The 16424-nt window shown below is 69.8% G+C and carries 12 protein-coding genes; 3 read left to right on the top strand and 9 right to left on the bottom strand.

Translation table 11 applies throughout. The features are described from left to right. Window positions 1-3: 3 nt before the first annotated feature. The 4 genes from BpN12_RS03630 to BpN12_RS03615 all read right to left on the bottom strand — a co-directional run bounded on the left by BpN12_RS03630 (window position 4) and on the right by BpN12_RS03615 (window position 5694). Window positions 4-1929, bottom strand: coding sequence for a (Fe-S)-binding protein (locus BpN12_RS03630; protein WP_246793951.1), 1926 nt, complete (start codon window positions 1927-1929; stop codon window positions 4-6). A 2-nt stretch (window positions 1930-1931) separates the two neighbouring features. After that, on the bottom strand, window positions 1932-3995 hold the full coding sequence (locus tag BpN12_RS03625; protein WP_246793950.1) for an NADH:flavin oxidoreductase: 2064 nt from the start codon (window positions 3993-3995) through the stop codon (window positions 1932-1934). A gap of 46 nt (window positions 3996-4041) precedes the next feature. Beyond that, window positions 4042-4584 carry a DUF5943 domain-containing protein gene (locus BpN12_RS03620; protein ID WP_246793949.1) on the bottom strand — a complete coding sequence of 181 codons (543 nt, stop codon included), beginning with the start codon at window positions 4582-4584 and terminating at the stop codon, window positions 4042-4044. Between the two features lie 138 nt (window positions 4585-4722). Next, on the bottom strand, window positions 4723-5694 hold the full coding sequence (locus BpN12_RS03615) for a dipeptidase (protein WP_246793948.1): 972 nt from the start codon (window positions 5692-5694) through the stop codon (window positions 4723-4725). Between the two features lie 522 nt (window positions 5695-6216). Here BpN12_RS03615 and BpN12_RS03610 point away from each other — a divergent pair. After that, entirely contained in the window at window positions 6217-7242 is a 1026-nt protein-coding gene (locus tag BpN12_RS03610; protein WP_246793947.1) for a GlxA family transcriptional regulator, read from the top strand. A 55-nt stretch (window positions 7243-7297) separates the two neighbouring features. Continuing rightward, a complete protein-coding gene (locus BpN12_RS03605) occupies window positions 7298-8575 on the top strand; it encodes a glycosyltransferase family 9 protein (protein WP_246793946.1) in 1278 nt (425 codons plus the stop codon). 130 nt (window positions 8576-8705) lie between these two features. Here BpN12_RS03605 and fdhA read toward each other — a convergent pair whose 3' ends face one another. Next, complete coding sequence (fdhA, locus tag BpN12_RS03600; RefSeq protein WP_246793945.1) at window positions 8706-9902, bottom strand: formaldehyde dehydrogenase, glutathione-independent; 1197 nt, start codon at window positions 9900-9902, stop codon at window positions 8706-8708. Window positions 9903-10174: 272 nt separating this feature from the next. On the opposite strand from fdhA, the gene BpN12_RS03595 reads away from it, so the two are divergent. After that, a complete protein-coding gene (locus tag BpN12_RS03595) occupies window positions 10175-10837 on the top strand; it encodes an HAD family hydrolase (RefSeq protein WP_246793944.1) in 663 nt (220 codons plus the stop codon). A gap of 128 nt (window positions 10838-10965) precedes the next feature. Here the strand turns inward: BpN12_RS03595 and BpN12_RS03590 are convergent, their stop codons facing one another. The 4 genes from BpN12_RS03590 to BpN12_RS03575 form a co-directional block, all read right to left on the bottom strand. Continuing rightward, window positions 10966-12027 (bottom strand): glycoside hydrolase family 18 protein, encoded by a 1062-nt coding sequence (locus BpN12_RS03590; protein ID WP_246793943.1) that lies wholly within the window; start codon window positions 12025-12027, stop codon window positions 10966-10968. A 645-nt stretch (window positions 12028-12672) separates the two neighbouring features. After that, window positions 12673-13863, bottom strand: coding sequence for an HlyD/EmrA/EmrK family protein (locus BpN12_RS03585; RefSeq protein ID WP_246793942.1), 1191 nt, complete (start codon window positions 13861-13863; stop codon window positions 12673-12675). 4 nt (window positions 13864-13867) lie between these two features. Beyond that, window positions 13868-15439: an efflux transporter outer membrane subunit gene (locus tag BpN12_RS03580; RefSeq protein WP_425306283.1), complete on the bottom strand. Its 1572-nt coding sequence runs from the start codon at window positions 15437-15439 to the stop codon at window positions 13868-13870. Continuing rightward, complete coding sequence (locus tag BpN12_RS03575) at window positions 15436-16377, bottom strand: glycosyltransferase family 2 protein (protein WP_246793941.1); 942 nt, start codon at window positions 16375-16377, stop codon at window positions 15436-15438. The genes BpN12_RS03580 and BpN12_RS03575 overlap by 4 nt, the downstream gene beginning before the upstream one ends. Between the last annotated feature and the right edge of the window lie 47 nt (window positions 16378-16424).

The following is a 16424-nucleotide window of genomic DNA, read 5'->3' as shown; positions in this document are numbered from 1 at the left end:
GAATCACTCCAGCGAGGCGGCGACGAGTTCGGCGACGTCGAGCACGTCGGGGCGCGGTCCCACCACGCCTTCGAGCATCGCGGTGCAGTTCGGGCAGCCCACCGCGACGATCTCGGCGCCGATCGCGCGCGCGTCGGCGATGCGGATGTCGGGAATCCGCTGCTTGCCGGGGATGTCGGTGAGCGGCGCGCCGCCCCCGCCGCCGCAGCAGCGTCCGCGCATGCCGTTGCGCTCCATCTCCACCACCTGGATGCCGATCGTCTTCAGCAGCTTGCGCGGCGCCTCGGTCTCGCCGTTGTAGCGGCCGAGGTAGCAGGGATCGTGGTAGGTGATCTTCTTCTCGCGCAGCGCCTCGCTCGCCTTCGGCGCGATCCGGCCGGCCTCGGCCAGCTCGGCGACGAACGCCGTGTGATGCTTGACCGTGTAGCGCGCGCCGAGCGCGCGGTACTCGTTGCGCAGGCTGTGCATCACGTGCGGGTCGGCCGTCACGATCTGCTTGAACGACAGCGCGTCGAGCGTGGCGATCAGGCGTTTCGCCATCTGCTGGAAGGTGGCTTCGTCGCCGAGCCGGCGCGCGGTGTCGCCGGTGTCGGTCTCGACGCGGCCGAGCACGGCGTAGTCCACGCCGGCCTTGTTCAGCACCTTCACGAACGCGCGCAGCGTGCGCTGGTAGCGCATGTCGAAGGCACCCTCGCCGGCCACGATCAGCACGTCCACGGGGCGGCCCGGCTGCGCCACCGGCGCCTCGAGATCGACCGACCAGTCGTAGCGCGCGGCGGTGTCGAAGCCGCCCATCGTGCCGGTCTCGCGCAGGTTCGCGATCACTTCGGCGCCCTTGCCCGGCACCGTGCCGTGGACCAGCGTCTGGTTGCGGCGCATGTCGACGATCGCGTCCACGTGCTCGATCAGCATCGGGCACTCCTGCACGCAGGCGCGGCAGGTGGTGCAGGACCACAGCGTGTCGGCCTCGATCAGACCCGAGACGATCGGGCCGTCCGGCTGGCCGCCATGGCGGCCCACGGCGATGCCCGGCGTCGGGCTGCCCGCGTAGCCGGCATCGGTGCCGCCCGCCATGCCGGTCACGAGATCCTGGATCAGCTTCTTCGGGTTCAGCGGCTGGCCCGAGGCGAACGCGGGGCAGGCGGTCTCGCACTTGCCGCACTGCACGCAGGCGTCGAAGCTCAGCAGCTGGTTCCAGCGGAACTCCACCGGCTTGCCCGCACCGTACTCGCGCTGCTCGATGTCGGGCAGCTTCAGCGCGGTGGGCGGCACCGCCGTGCCGTTGCCGGTATAGCTCTCGCGGCTCGCCGCGAAGCGCTCCTGGCGCGGATGGAACGCCAGATGCAGCAGGCCGGCGATGGCGTGCTTCATCGGGCCGCCCCGGGCGGCGCCGAACGTCATCGCGAACGCGCCGACGGCGATCAGCAGCGCGCAGAGCACCGCGAACGCGCCCGACATCGCGCCGGCCGGCACCAGCGCGAACAGCACGAGGCCGAGCGCGAACGAGCCGAGCAGCCAGGGCAGCGTATTCCACGGCCCGCGCGACAGCCGTGCCGGCACGTCGCGCGCCGCGCGGCGGCGCCAGACGAACACCGCGCCCACCAGCATCGCCAGCGCGGCGAGGAAGATCAGCCGGTCGAGCCACGGCGAGTAGACCGCGAGGCCGTAGTTGACGAACACCAGCGCGAGCGCGGCGATCGCGCCGCCGGCGGTGGCCACGTGGGTCTTGGCGATGTACGGATCGCGCGCCACCACGTGGTGCAGGTCGACGAAATAGCGCTTCGGGATCGTGAACAGGTGGCCGATGCCGAACGCGCCCGGCGCCGTGGCGCGCCCGCCGCGCCAGTAGGCCGAGCGCTTCGCGACCGCGAACGCGAGCCCCGCCACCGACAGCCACAGCAGCGCGGTAATCAGGAAAGCCGGATTCATGGTCAGAAATCCTTCACGAGGCGCAGCGCGTCGTAGATCGCGCCGTGGATGTTGTGCATCGAGATGCAGTCGCCGACGCGGAACAGCAGGAAGCGGCCGTTGCCGAGTGCTTCGGACAGGCTCGGCTGCGGCTCGGCGGCGAACAGCTTGTGGACGTCCACCTGCCCGCGGTTGACCGATTCGGGCTTGAGCTTCCAGTACAGTTCGTCGTTCGGCGTCGAGCCGTTCTCGATCACCACCTGGTCGACCGCGCGCTCCTCCTGCTCCTCGGTGTACTCGTTGCGCAGCACGGCGATGGTCTTGCCGTCCTCTTCATAGACGCGATCGAGCCAGTAGTTCGGCGTGTGGATCACGCCCTGCGCGTAGAGCCGGCGATAGAAGATCGGGAACGTGGTGCCGCCGCAGTCGTCGGCCACCTTCACGTCGGGCGTGACGATCTCCACCTGCGAGCCGCGGCTCGAGATGAAATCGGCCACGCCCGCGCCGGCGTGTGTGCTCACGCCGTCGTAGATCAGCACGTTCTGCTTCGGCTCGACGCGGCCGGTGAGGATGTCCCACGCGCTGACCGCGAGGCCCTCGGCCACGCCCCATGCGGGTACCTGGCCCGTGAAGGCGGCGCCGCCGGTGGCCAGCACCACGATGTCGGGCTTCTCGGCCAGGATCAGCTTCTCGTCGGCGGCCACGCCGAGCCGGCGGTCCACGCCGAGCCGCTTCGTCTCCATGTCGAACCAGCGCACGATGCCGGCCATCTGCTCGCGCTGCGGCGCCTTGGCCGCGATCATGATCTGGCCGCCCACTTCGGTGTGCTTCTCGAACAGCACCACGTCGTGGCCGCGCAGTTTCGCCACGCGCGCGGCTTCGAGCCCGGCGGGGCCCGCGCCCACCACCACCACCTTGCGCTTCGGCCCGCGCGACTTCTCGATCACGTGCGGCATGGTCGCCTCGCGCGAGGTGGCCGCGTTCTGCACGCAGAGCACGTCGAGGCCGTTGTACTGGCGGTCGATGCAGTAGTTCGCGCCCACGCACTGCTTGATCTCGTCCTCGCGGCCGTCGCGGATCTTGATCACCATGTGCGGATCGGCGATCTGCGCGCGCGTCATGCCGACCAGGTCCACCATGCCGCTGGCGAGCAGCCGCTCGGCCTGGCCGGCGTCGCGGATGCTCTGCGCGTGCATCACCGGGATCTTCACCACCGACTTGATGCCGGCCGCGAGATGCACGAACGGCTCGGGCGGCAGCGCCATCGGCGGCATGCAGTTGGCGAGCGTGTTGTGGGTGTCGGCGCCCGAGCCGATCACGCCGAGGTAATCGATCAGGCCCGACTCGGACATCGCCTGCGCGATCTCCTTCAGCTGCTCGTGGTCGAGGCCGTCCTCGTGGAATTCGTCGCCGCACATGCGCAGGCCGACGCAGAAATCGGGCCCCACCGCCTCGCGCACCGCCTTCAGCACTTCCACGCCGAAGCGCAGGCGGTTCTCCAGGCTGCCGCCCCACTCGTCGGTGCGGAAGTTGGTGCGCGGGCTCCAGAACTGGTCGATCAGGTGCTGGTGCGCGGCCGAGATCTCGATGCCGTCCATGCCGGCGTCCTTCACGCGCTTCGCTGCGGCCGCGAAGTCGCCGATGATGCGGCGGATCTCCTCGACCTCGATGATCTTCGCGTTGCCGCGATGCACCGGCTCGCGCACGCCCGAGGGCGTCATCAGGTGCGGCCAGTGCTCGCCGTGGAATGCCGAGCGGCGACCCATGTGGGTGGCCTGGATCATGATCTTCGCGCCGTGCCGGTGCATCGCCTCGGCGAGCCGCGAAAGCGGATCGACGATCCTGTCGGTCGACAGGTTCACCGACTTCCACCAGCCCTGCGGGCTGTCGATCGACACCGGGCTCGAGCCGCCGCAGACGGCCAGGCCCACGCCGCCCCTGGCCTTCTCTTCGTAATAGCGGATGTACCGGTCGCCCGGCAGGCCGCCCGGCTCCGCATAGACCTCCGCGTGCGCGGTGCTGACGATGCGGTTGCGCAGCGTGAGCTGGTTGAGCGTCAAGGGCTTGAACAGGTTCGGATAACGCATCGCGGGCGACCTCTGGCGTGTTCTTGTCGTGTGGGGTATTGGGGAATCAGGCCGCGAGCGGCGACACGTCGAACACGCAGTGGCCGTGATGGCCGTGATGCTCGCCGGCGCACTGCGCCTCGGTGGAGAACGCGCGCGGCGCGCCCTGGCCTTCCGGCGTGGTGTCGTTGACCCAGTCCATCGCGCCGGCGAACCAGCCCGCAAACATGTAGCAGAGCTTGCCGAGCTGGTCCGGCTGCTGCAGCACGAACGACGAGTGGCGCAGCTCGATGCGCGCATGGGCGCGCTTCGGGTCGGCCTCGATGAGGCTGAACAGGCCCCAGCCGCGCTGCGAGAGGCGGTTCAGGTAATGCTCGAACACCGCCATGCCGCTGATGCCGTGCTGCGCCGCTTCCTTGTCGCACCAGTGGTAGGCGGACTTGTAGCCGGCCTTGTAGAGGATCTCCGCATAGGCTTGCCGGCCCAGCGCTTCCTCCACGGCCACGTGGTTGTTGGTGAAGAAGTGGCGCGGCACGTACAGCATCGGCAGCGCGTCGGTGGTCCAGACGCCGGTGTTCGGATCGACGTCGATCGGCAGTTGCGGTTGCATCGTTGACTCCAGGGAATGACGGGTTGCGCCGGTTGCCGGGCGCGACCCGGCCCGCGCGCCGCCGCTTCGGGGGCGTGTGGCGCGGACCGGATGACATGAAGGGAGCGGGCCGGCGGGCGGCCGCGGGTGCCGGGCGGCTCAGGCGCCCCAGACGTCCTTGAACACGCGCACCCAGTTCTCGCCCATGATCTTGCGGATGCGCGACGCCTTCCAGCCGGCGCGTTCCATCGCGGCGGTCAGGTTCGGGAACTCGCCGATGGTGCGGATGCCTTCCGGGTTCACCACCTTGCCGAAGTTGGTCAGGCGGCGGTAGCGGCCCTTGTCGTGCGTGAGCATGTCGAAGAACTCGGTGCTGTAGCCCTGCGTGAAGTCGGTACCGATGCCCACCGTGTCCTCGCCGATCAGGTTCACCACGTAGTCGATCGCCTCGATGTAGTCGTCGATGGTCGCGTCGATGCCGCGCTTGAGGAACGGCGCGAACATCGTCACGCCGACGAAGCCGCCCGCGTCCGCGATCTCGCGCAGCTGCGCGTCGCTCTTGTTGCGCGGGTGCTCCTTGAGGCCCGAGGGCAGGCAGTGCGAATAGGTGACCGGCTTCTTCGAGAACGCGATCGCCTCGGACGAGGTGTTGCCGCCCACGTGCGAGAGGTCGACCATGATGCCGACGCGGTTCATCTCGGTGATCACCTCGCGGCCGAAATCCGACAGGCCGCCGTCGCGCTCGTAGCAGCCGGTGCCGACCAGGTTCTGGGTGTTGTAGCAGAGCTGCACCACGCGCACGCCCATGTCGGCGAACGCCTCGATGTAGGACAGGTTGTCCTCGAACGCATGCGCGTTCTGGAAGCCGAGGATCACACCGGTCCTGCCTTCGCGCTTGGCGCGGGCGATGTCGTCGGTGGTGCGCACCAGCGTGAGCAGTTCGCTGTTCTCGCGGATCTGCTGCTTCATCGTGCCGATGTTGTCGACCGTCTTGATGAAGCTGTCCCACACCGACACCGTGCAGTTCGCGGCCGTCACGCCACCCTTGTGCATGTCCTCGAAGACCGACCGATCGAATTTCGAAATGTTCAGGCCATCGATGATGATGCTGTCCTGATGCAGCGTGCTCATGTGTTTCTCCAGAATGTCGCGTGGGGTGGGACGACCCGGTTCGAACCGGCAGGCGCCGTGGCCGCGAGACGCCCGCCCTGCAAGGCTTCGGGGCGAGTTTCACGGCGGCTTTGCCGACGGCTCTATTCTTGTCGTTCGGATTTTTCGCCGATTGATGAATTCAGACGCTTTCTTTGCCTTTTCCGACATGCGCGTCCGTTTTGTACAAGTCCGCCACGCGCGTCGTGGCGGCGCTCGCGGCGCAACGCGGGCGGTGCAACCGGCGCGTGTTCGAGGCCACGTCGCGGCGCCACCGATGCGCCGTCGATACACAACCACGACGCGACCGGCACCGGCGCGGTGCCGCCCGCGCGCGCGGCGGTGCAGGCCGGCCCCGCCACGGTGCGCCGCAGCATGGCGCGCGAGGCCCGAAGCACGGCGCGATCAGGGTTTAGCCGTATGGCATGCTTGTTGCGCGGGATTCCACAATAGTCGCGCCGTGTTCCCCGGCCGCACAGAGTCCCGATCCAAGGAACGCTCCCCATGTCACCCGACCGTACCGCGTCGTTGTCCCACTTCGCGTTCGTTCCTCTGCCCAATTTCACGATGATCGCGTTCACGAACGCGATCGAAGTGCTGAGGATGGCCAACTACCTGAGCGGCCAGCCGCTCTATCGCTGGTCGATCGTGACGCCGGGCGGCGGACCGGTGAGCGCGAGCAACGGCCTGAGCGTCGACACGGTGCCGGCCGACAGCATCGGCGCGCCCGACATGGTGTTCGTCTGCGGCGGCGTGGACGTGCAGCGCGCCACCACCGCCGATCATCTGTCCACGCTGCGCCGCTTCGCGCGCGCCGGCGTCGCGCTCGGCAGCCTCTGCACCGGCACCTATGCGCTCGCCAAGGCCGGCCTGCTGGCCGGCTACGCCTGCGCGATCCACTGGGAGAACATGTCGGCGCTGAAGGAGGAGTTCCCCGACACGCGCTTCCTGAAGGAGCTGTTCGTGATCGACCGCGATCGCGTGACCTGCACCGGCGGCGTCGCGCCGCTCGACATGATGCTGAACCTGATCGCGCCGCGCATCGGCACGGCGCGCGTCACGCAGATCGCCGAGCAGTTCATCGTCGAACACGTGCGCGACACCAGCGCCCAGCAACGCATGCCGCTGGTGGCGCGGCTCGGCTCCGCGAACAAGTCGCTGTTCGAGGTGATCGCGCTGATGGAGAACAACATCGAGGAGCCGCTCTCGCGCGAGGAACTGGCGCGGCTCGCGAACATGTCGCAACGCCAGCTGCAGCGGCTGTTCCGCGAGCACCTCGGCATGACGCCGACCCATTACTACCTGACGCTGCGGCTGCGCCGCGCGCGCGAGCTGCTGCTGCAGACCGACATGTCGATCATGCACATTACAATGGCATGCGGTTTCCAGTCGGCCTGCCACTTCAGCAAGAGCTACCGCGACGCGTTCGGCACCGCGCCGACCCGCGAACGTCGCAAGCAGGTCGCACCGCTCGCGCAACCGATGCTGCCGATCGGCGCATCGCAACCGGTGCTCGCGCTGCACGCCTGACGCTCCGCCGCGGCCGGACGCGGGCGCGCGGCACGGCGCCCAAGGACGACCGCACGTGTCAGACGACGCCGCGCTGGCGAGCGCCTATCTCGCCTACCTGACCACCCCGAACGACGACACGGGCTTCGCGCTCGCGCGCGGCCTGCGCGAGGCCGGCCATGCCGCCGCCGCGTCCGCGCAGGTCACGCGCTGCGCCGCCAGCGCGAGCACGCCGCTCGCGCTGGCGCTGGCCGGCATCGAGATGAATTATCTGGGCCGCTTCGCCGAGGCCGAGGCGCTGCTCGCGCGCGCCGAGGCCGGCCTCGCCGACGACCCGAACCGCTACGTGGTCCGCTTCGAGCAGACCATCGCGCGCTACGGCCAGGGCCGCTATCGCGACGCGCACCGGCTGTTCCGCGAGCTGCGCGACGCGCCGTATCGCGCGCGCGTGGTCGAGACGCTCTACCCGGGCCACGGCGGCAGCTTCGACTGGGCCGAGCGCAAGTTCCTCGGCCATCACGATCCGGTGGCCGGCAAGCGCGTGCTGGTGATGATGGAAGGCGGCGCCGGCGACCTGTTCATGCATTCGCGCTACCTCGCCTGCCTGCGCGAGGAAGGCGCGGCCTCGGTGGACGTGCAGGTCGGCGAACTCGCGCGCGGCGTGCTGCGCGAGGACGGCTTCGTGCGCGAGAGCGGCCCGCAGGTGGGCGCGCTGGCCGACCAGTGCGATTGCGTGACCTGGCTGTTCAACCTGTTCGCGCGCTACCAGACGAGCCCCTACCAGCCGCGCTTCGACACGCCCTACCTCGACACGCCGCCGCCCTCGGCGCTGCCCGACGCCGTGCGCGCCGCGCTCGACGCGCCGGGACTCACGCGCATCGGGCTGGTCTGGCGCAGCCAGTCGGGCGTGCGCCACGAGCCGTACCGTTCGCTCGCGCTGGGCGCGCTCGCGCCGCTCCTCGCGCAGCCGGGCTGCCGCTTCTACTCGCTGCAGGTGGGCGACGCCGGCGAGGCGCGACGCGAGGCCGAGCGCGCCGCGATCGCGGCGCACGGCATCGTCGATCTGGCGCCGGCGCTGCACCGCTTCGCCGACACGGCCGCGGTGCTCGGCCAGCTCGACCTGCTGGTCTCGATCGATACCGGCGCCGCGCATCTGGCCGCGGCGCTGGGCCGGCCGGTCTGGCTGCTGCTCTCGCAGGCGGGCGACAGCCGCTGGCTCAACCACGTCGATTTCACGCCGTGGTATCCCAGCATGCGGCTGTTCCGCCAGCCGGTGCTCGGCGACTGGCACACGCCGGTGGCCGCGGCCGCGGCGGCGCTGGCGGAGGGGGAACTGGCGGAGCGGGTAGCCTGAAGCCGCCCGACCTCGTCACCGAATGATCGGGCTGGTTGCGTCCGCAACAACATGACGACGGCCCGCGCACAGGCGCGGGCCGTCTGCGCAGGGCGGCCAGCTCAGGCCACCCCGAATCACGCTCCGACGCTCAGGCCGCGATCAACCCGTGCGGATCGATCACGAACTTGCGCGGCGCGCCGCCATCGAACTTGCGGTAGCCCTCCGGCGCCTGATCGAGCGAGATCACCGTGACGTTGACGATCTCGGCGATCGGCAGCCGGTCGAACAGGATCGCCTGCATCAGGTTGCGGTTGTACTTCAGCACCGGCGTCTGGCCGGTATGGAACGTATGCGACTTGGCCCAGCCCAGGCCGAAGCGGATGCTGAGGCTGCCGTGCTGCGCGGCGGCGTCCTTCGCGCCCGGATCGTCGGTCACGTAGAGGCCCGGGATGCCGATCGCGCCGGCCGGGCGCGTGATTTCCATCAGCGAGTTCAGCACCGTGGCGGGCGCCTCCTCGGCGTGGCCCGACGAGCCGTGGCCGTGCGCTTCGAAGCCGACGCAATCGACGGCGCAGTCGATCTCGGGGCGCCCGACGATGCGCGCGATCTGCTCGCCGAGCGGCGTGTCCTGCGAGAGGTCCACCGTCTCGAAGCCGACCTTGCGCGCGTGCGCGAGGCGCTCCGCGTTCATGTCGCCGACGATCGTCACCGCCGCGCCGAGCAGCCGCGCCGAGGCGGCCGCGGCCATCCCCACCGGGCCGGCGCCCGCGACGTAGACGGTCGAGCCCGGCTTCACGCCGGCCGTGACGGCGCCGTGATAGCCGGTGGGCAGGATGTCGGACAGGCAGGTCAGGTCGCGGATCTTGGCCATCGCCTGGTCGCGGTCCGGGAACTTGATCAGGTTGAAGTCGGCATACGGCACCAGCACGTACTCGGCCTGGCCGCCGATCCAGCCGCCCATGTCCACGTAGCCGTAGGCGCCGCCGGCGCGCGCCGGGTTCACGTTCAGGCACACGCCGGTGCTCTGCTCGCGGCACATCGGGCAGCGCCCGCAGGCCACGTTGAACGGTACCGTGACGATGTCGCCGATCCGCAGCGTCTCGACGTCGCCGCCGAGTTCGATCACCTCGCCGGTGATCTCGTGGCCGAGCACGAGGCCGACCGGCGCCGTGGTGCGGCCGCGCACCATGTGCTGGTCGGAGCCGCAGATGTTGGTGCTGACCACCTTCAGGATCACGCCGTGGCCGATCTTGCGCCCACTCGGGTCGACCATCCGCGGATAGTCGATCTTCTGCACCTCGACCTTGCCCGGCCCCTGATACACGACTCCTCGATTGCTGCTCATCGCTTCGTCTCCTGTCTGTCTGGCTTAGTGCTGCGCGTCGCCCGGCGCGGCCGCGCGCGGGTCGGGCAGCGAGCCCTCAGAGGGTAGTCCGCGAGGCGGGGCGCCGGATGTCCAAAACCCGACACGCGGTTGACTGCCGCCGACATGGGCGGTGCCCGGCAGCATCGTCATTTCGTTGCGAGCCGGCGGCGCGACGGCCCGCGCTCCCGCCGCGCCGCGCGGGGTAAGATCGGGCACCCTCGGTTCCCCGCCCCTGAAGGAGTGTCCACGAAGTGAGCGACATCACGTTCCTGTTCGACCTCGACGGCACGCTCGTCGACACCGACGCCCTGCACCTGAACGCCTACAACACGCTGCTCGCGCGCTGGCAGCGCACGATCGATCTCGATTACTACAAGACCCACGTGATGGGCTTTCCCGACGACATGATCTTCGGCGGCCTGTTCCCCGGCATGCCGGCCGCCGAGTTCACGGCGCTGGCGGCCGAGAAGGAGCAGCGGTTTCGCGATCAGCTCGGCGCGCGCCTCGCGCCGACGGCCGGCACCGAGGCGCTGCTGCGCCGCATCGAGCGCGCCGGCGCGCGCAGCGCCGTGGTCACCAACGCGCCGCGCGAGAACGCGCGGATGATGCTCGAGGCGCTCGGGCTCGCTACGCGCTTCGAGACGCTCGTGATCGGCGGCGAACTCGCGCACGGCAAGCCGCATCCGCTGCCCTACCTCACCGCGCTCGAGGTGCTCGGCGGCGACGCGGCGCGCGCGGTGGCGTTCGAGGATTCGGCCTCGGGCGTGCGCTCGGCCAGCGCGGCCGGTATCCACACCTTCGGCATGCGCACCGCGCTCGACGACGCGCGGCTGCGCGAGGCCGGCGCGCACGAGACGATCCGCGATTTCGAGGATCCGGCGCTCGAAGGGTGGCTCGCGCGAGCGGGCATCTGAGCCGGGCGATCCCCGCCACGACCCAGGCCCGATGAAAAACGCGCCGCGCCCGGCAAGGGACGCGGCGCGTTTCATTTTGATCCGCAGCGCGATCCGGACGGCCCCCGCCGTCCGGATCGGCGCGCCGCTCAGAGACCGAGCGCCGAGATGAAGCGGTTCGTGAAGCCGAGCGTGCCGGCCTGGCCGTAGCTGTTGCAGGTCGGCGAGGCATAGCTCTGCGTGCAATCGTTGTCGCGATCGAACGACCAGAAATGCACGCCGGCCAGCCCGTTCTGCTGCGCGAACGAGGTGACGACGTTGACGTCGGCCAGCGTGAACGTCTCGCCCTGCGTGTCGTTGCCGCCGATCATCGGGGTCAGCTCGATCTGGCTGTACGGCACGCCCCAGTAGTTGTGCAGGCTGTTGGCCGCGGCCACGGCCGACTGGCCCATCTCGCAGGCGCCGTTCACCACCGTGCAGTTGCTCGCGATCGCGCTGCCGTAGTCCATCACCATCAGGTTGATGATGTAGTTCTTGAGGCCGGCGGCCTGGATCGCGTTCATCACCGACACGCCCGTCGAGCCGAGGCTCTGGGCCGCGTTGCCGCCCAGCGTCGCGATCGTGAAGCTGAAGCGCAGGTTCGGGAAGCTGGCCTGCGCCGCCTTCACGCGCAGCACGAGGTTGTTGATGTCGGTCTGGCTCTGGCCAGCCTCGATGTCGAAATCGATGCCCTTCAGGTTCGCCGAGTTGTAGGTGTTGATGAACTTCGTGAAGTTCGCGTCCGAGCCGCAGGTGAACGAGCCGGCCGCGCCGCCCGTCGAGATGATGTAGCTGCGGCCCGCGTTCACCCAGTTCTGGACGTTCGCGCTCGCGACCTGCGCGGCGGTCAGGCCCGACCAGCTCTCGCTGCCGCATTCGCCGGTGGCGAACGCCCAGGTCACCGTCTTGTCCTTGGCCGGCAGCACGTTCAGCAGCGGCTGCAGCGAACCGGTCACGGCCGTCGAGATGACGTTGGTGTTCCAGTTCAGGCTGATCGTGATGTCCTTGTACGGGCTGAACACGAAGTTGGCCGGCAGCGCCGCGGCGGCGGCGGTGACGGCGGGCACCGCCTCCTGGGCCGCGCCGGCGGCCAGCGCATGGCCGGCGGCGCACAGCGTCATGACGGCACCGGAAAGCGCGGCGGCCAGGCCTTTTATAATCTTGGTTTTCAAAGTGAGCTCCTGAGATTAAGGGGAAATTCTTCCTTGATTATCGAATCGAGTTCCCGAACTGCAGGTAATTTCGCAAGGCGATGCGGCGTCATGATTTTGATATCGCCGGATTTACCGCATAAACATCTCAATCGGCATTGCTAAACACGGCACGCCGGATATTCCCGCCTTAATCACAAGGCAACTGTAATGAGTGAGATCAAGCGGGCGCGGCGGGCATGCACGGCACCCTCTCCGGCCGACCGCACGAGCCGTTTCGGCGTGGCGGGCGGCACGGGCGACGGCGCGGCACACCGGAAGCAAGCATAGTATTTTCGACAGGAAATACACCTGTCCATATTGATAGGTAATCCATAAATTTAAAATCGTTTGAATTTAATTCGGATTTATGTAGTTACACCAAAATACGTTTATCGAATCGAAATATCGAATCGCGACGAATGATTAACTGCAACGCCGCCGCGCGATTCGATTTTGCCGCACTGCGCAATGGCAAGCGCTTCGACGCGGCGCAGGCCGGACGAAAACCGAATCGAACGGAGAAAATCCGGCGGGCCGGACGGAGGGAGATGCCGGCGCGTTCGCGCGACGCGCCGGATACGGCCGCGCGCGCCGATTCGCGCGCGCCTGCTGCGTCTACTGCGCCTACTGATTCGCGCGGATCACCGCGGCGGCCGCCGCGTCGGCCTCGGCCACCACGTCGTCGTGGACGCGCGTGCTCTGCCCCGGCAGCGGCTGCTCGTTGTCGAGCAGGTGGCCGCCGCGCTGGTGCGTGTCCACCACCACGCGCATCGACAGCCCGATGCGCAGCGGATGCGCGGCCAGATCGGCCGCGTCGATCGACACCACCACCGGCACGCGCTGCACCACCTTGATCCAGTTGCCGGCCGCGTTCTGCGACGGCAGCATCGAGAACGCGCTGCCGGTGCCGGCCGAGAAGCCCTCGACGTGGCCGTGATAGACCACCTTCGCGCCGTAGATGTCCGACACGACGCTGACCGGCTGGCCGGCGCGCATGTTGCGGATCTGCGCTTCCTTGAAGTTCGCCTCGATCCACAGCGCGTTCAGCTGGATCAGCGACAGCAGCGGCACGCCGGGGCCGACCTGCGCGCCCACCTGCACCGAGCGCTGCGCCACCGTGCCCGCCACCGGCGCGACGATCGTGGTGCGCTTCAGGTTGCGCCAGGCGAGCTTGAACTGCGCGGCGGCCTGCACCACGGCGGGATTGTCCTCCACCGCGAGCCGGCTGCCGAGCACGCGCGCCGATTCGAGCTGCGCGCGCGCCGCGGCCAGCTGCGCCTGCGCGCCGACCATCTGCGCGCGCGCGCGCGCCAGTTCCTCGGGCGAGACCACCTCGACGCTGGCGTTGGCGCGTGCCGCGTAGGCGCGCCGCGCCACCTCGAGATCGGCCTCGCGCGCGCTGACGGCATCGGCATACATCGCGTTCGAGACGCGCGAGTTGGCGGCCTGGCGCACTGCCTGCGCGAGCTGCGCGCGGGCCTGCGCGAGCGCCACCGAGGCCTCGGCGTCGTCGAGGCGCGCGAGCGTCTGGCCCGCGCGCACGCGCTGCGTGTCGCTGACCAGCACGTCGATCACGGTGCCCGGCACCTGCGCGGCCACCTGCACGATGTTGCCGGCCACGTAGGCGTCGTCGGTCTCCTCGTGGTAGCGGCCGCTCAGGTACCAGTCGGTGGCCGCCGCGATCGCGGCCACCGCGACCACGCCGAAGAACAGCGCGAAATGGCGGCGGCGCGCGGCGCGCTTCGCCTGAAGCCGGCCAGCCTCGGGCGTGGCGCTCGCGCCGTGGCGCGGCGCCTCGTTGTTGTCGTCGTGCATGCGCTCAGTCGAAGTGCGAATCGGTCAGTCGGTCGTGGGCGGGAAAAACGAATCCGGAATGGGCGATGGCCGGCCCCGGCAGCTTGCTCGCATCGAAGCCGCCGCCGAGCGCGTCGATCAGCCCGATGCGCAGCGCGCGGCGCCGCGCGAGCAGGTCGATCATGCGGGTGCGCTCGTCGGCCAGCGTCAGGCGCGCGTTGTTGACGTCCTTCTCCATGCCGAAGCCGCGCCGGTGGCGCTCCTCGGCGATGTCGACGATGCGCTGCGCCGCGTCCACCGCCTGCTGCTGCCCGGCAAGCAAGGTATCCATGGTGCGCAGTTGCGTCAACTGGCGCGCGACCTGGCCGAGCGCCTCGTCCACGGTCTGGTTGTAGAGCGCGATGGTCAGGTCGGCGTTGGCCACGTCGCCGGCCAGCTTCGCCTTCAGCCGGCCGCGCTCGAAGATCGGCAGCGACACGGCCGGCCCGATCGAGCCGCCGAACGACTTGCCGCGCAGCAGCCCGGCCGGCGTCAGCGCGAACAGCCCGCCGATCGCGGAGAGGTTCAGGTTCGGATAGAAATCGGCGCGCGCGCCGTCCACCGAGGCGAACGCGGCCTGCACGCGCAGCCGCGCGGCGACGATGTCGGGGCGCCGGCCCAGCAGCTCGACGGGCAGCTGCGCCGGCAGCGGCGCGTCCACCAGTTCGCCCGGATGCGGGCGCGCGAGCGCGAGCCCGCGCTCGGGGCCCTTGCCCGTCATCACGCCGATCTGCACCTCGATCAGCCGGATCTGCTCGCCGGCCGAGGCGATCTGGGCCAGCAGCCGGCTGCGCTTGATGGCGGCGTCGCTGGCGTCGTAGGCGTTGTCGATGCCGCGCGCTGCGCGCTCGCGCAGCACCGCGTCGATCTGCTCGCTGGCCGTGCGCTTCTGCTCCAGCAGCTCGCGCTGCGCATAGACCTGGTCGAGTTCGCAGTAGAGCGTGACGAGCGAGACCGCCAGCGTGAGGCGCGCCTGCTCGGCGTCGACGCGCGCGGCGTCGCGGTTCGACAGGAAGCCGCGCGTGGCGGCGGCGTTGGCGCCCCACAGGTCGAGCTGGTAGTTGAGCCCGGCGTACAGCGACGACGACGAGATGCCCGGATCGCCGAACAGCTCGACCGGCACGTTGAAGCCGCCGGCATTGACGTTGGCCACGCCGTCGCTGCGCGGCACGCGCGCCTTGGTGACCGAGGCGCCGGCCGTGCCGACCAGGCCCGTCATCGCCGAGTACTGCTGCAGCTGCGCCTGCGCGATCGCGATGCGCGCCCTGGCCGCCTGCAGCGTCGGATTGTTCTCGTAGGCCTCGGCCACCAGCGCGTCGAGCTGCGCGTCGCCGAGCTGGCGCACCCAGTCGGGCGCGGGCCACGCGCCGCCCGCGGCCTGCGCGCCGGTCACGCCCGCCAGCGCGTTCGCGGCGGGCACGTGCGGCGCCACCGTGGTGTGGAAGCCGGCCGGCACGCAGCCGCCCAACAGCATGCCGCTCACGAGGATGCCGGCCGCGAGCATGCCGCCCGCCAGGGCCGCGCGCGCCGGCCGCGCCATACGAATCGGTCGGCTCATCCGTGGCGTACCCGCTTCGGCTGGACGCGCGCGGCCCAGCCCGGGCGCGCCTCGTCGAGCGGGCCGAGCCGGCCGAACAGGCCGTCGACCACGCCGAACGCGATGCCCTTGAGCTTGGCACGCTTGTCGTCCTCGCACAGCACGATCTGCACGATCTGCCACAGCGTGAGCAGGTTCGGCACGAGCGCCACCGGGAAGCGCAGGCCGTACTGCATGCCGAGCTGCACGGCGTTGCGCGCGCTGTAGTAGCGGCGATACCACGGGTGGTGCATCGCCGAGATCTCGAACGGCCCGATCCGGTGGCGCCGCTTCGAGCCGATCCGGTGCGCCAGCACCAGCGACGGCACCACGTACACGGGCACGCCGCGCGCGAGCGCGCGGAAGCAGTATTCGGTGTCGACGTGATCGATGAACAGCGTCTCGTCGAAGCGGCCGAGGCAGGCGAACGCCTCGCGCGAGATCACGCTGCCCGACGAGATCAGGAACGCGCAGCGCAGCGCCGGCGCATCGGGCGTGATCGACAGCCGCCGCACCGTCACGCCGTTGCTGGTCAGTTCGGGCAGGTAGCGCCGATCGTTCTCGTCGAAGATGCGCGGGCCGGCCAGGAACGGCTGCGCGCCGAAGCGCCCGCAGAGCGCGCGCATGGTCGGAAAGAACGGCTCGGGCACCGTCGAATCCTGGTCGAACAGCGCGACCGCGTCGACGCCGCGCGCGAACAGCGCGGCCAGCCCCGCGTTGTAGGCACCCGCGATGCCGCCGCGATTGCCGTGATGGATCAGCTCGACGCCGGCGTGCCGCGCCGCCTCGCGCGCGAGCGGGTCAGGGGCCGGCGTGTTGTCGACCAGCACCAGCGCGTCGCAGGCGCGCGCCACCTCGCCGATCCGCGCGAGCTGCTCGTCGCGCGCGTGATAGAGGATGATCAATGCCCCGAGCCTCATCGTCTTGCTCCGCATGCCGTGCCACCAGGGTTGGCCCGCGCGGCGGC

The sequence above is a fragment of the Burkholderia perseverans genome, assembly GCF_022870505.1.
Lineage (GTDB): Bacteria > Pseudomonadota > Gammaproteobacteria > Burkholderiales > Burkholderiaceae > Burkholderia > Burkholderia plantarii.
Note: the sequence above shows the minus strand (reverse complement) of the source record. Positions and strands in the feature narration are given on the sequence as shown.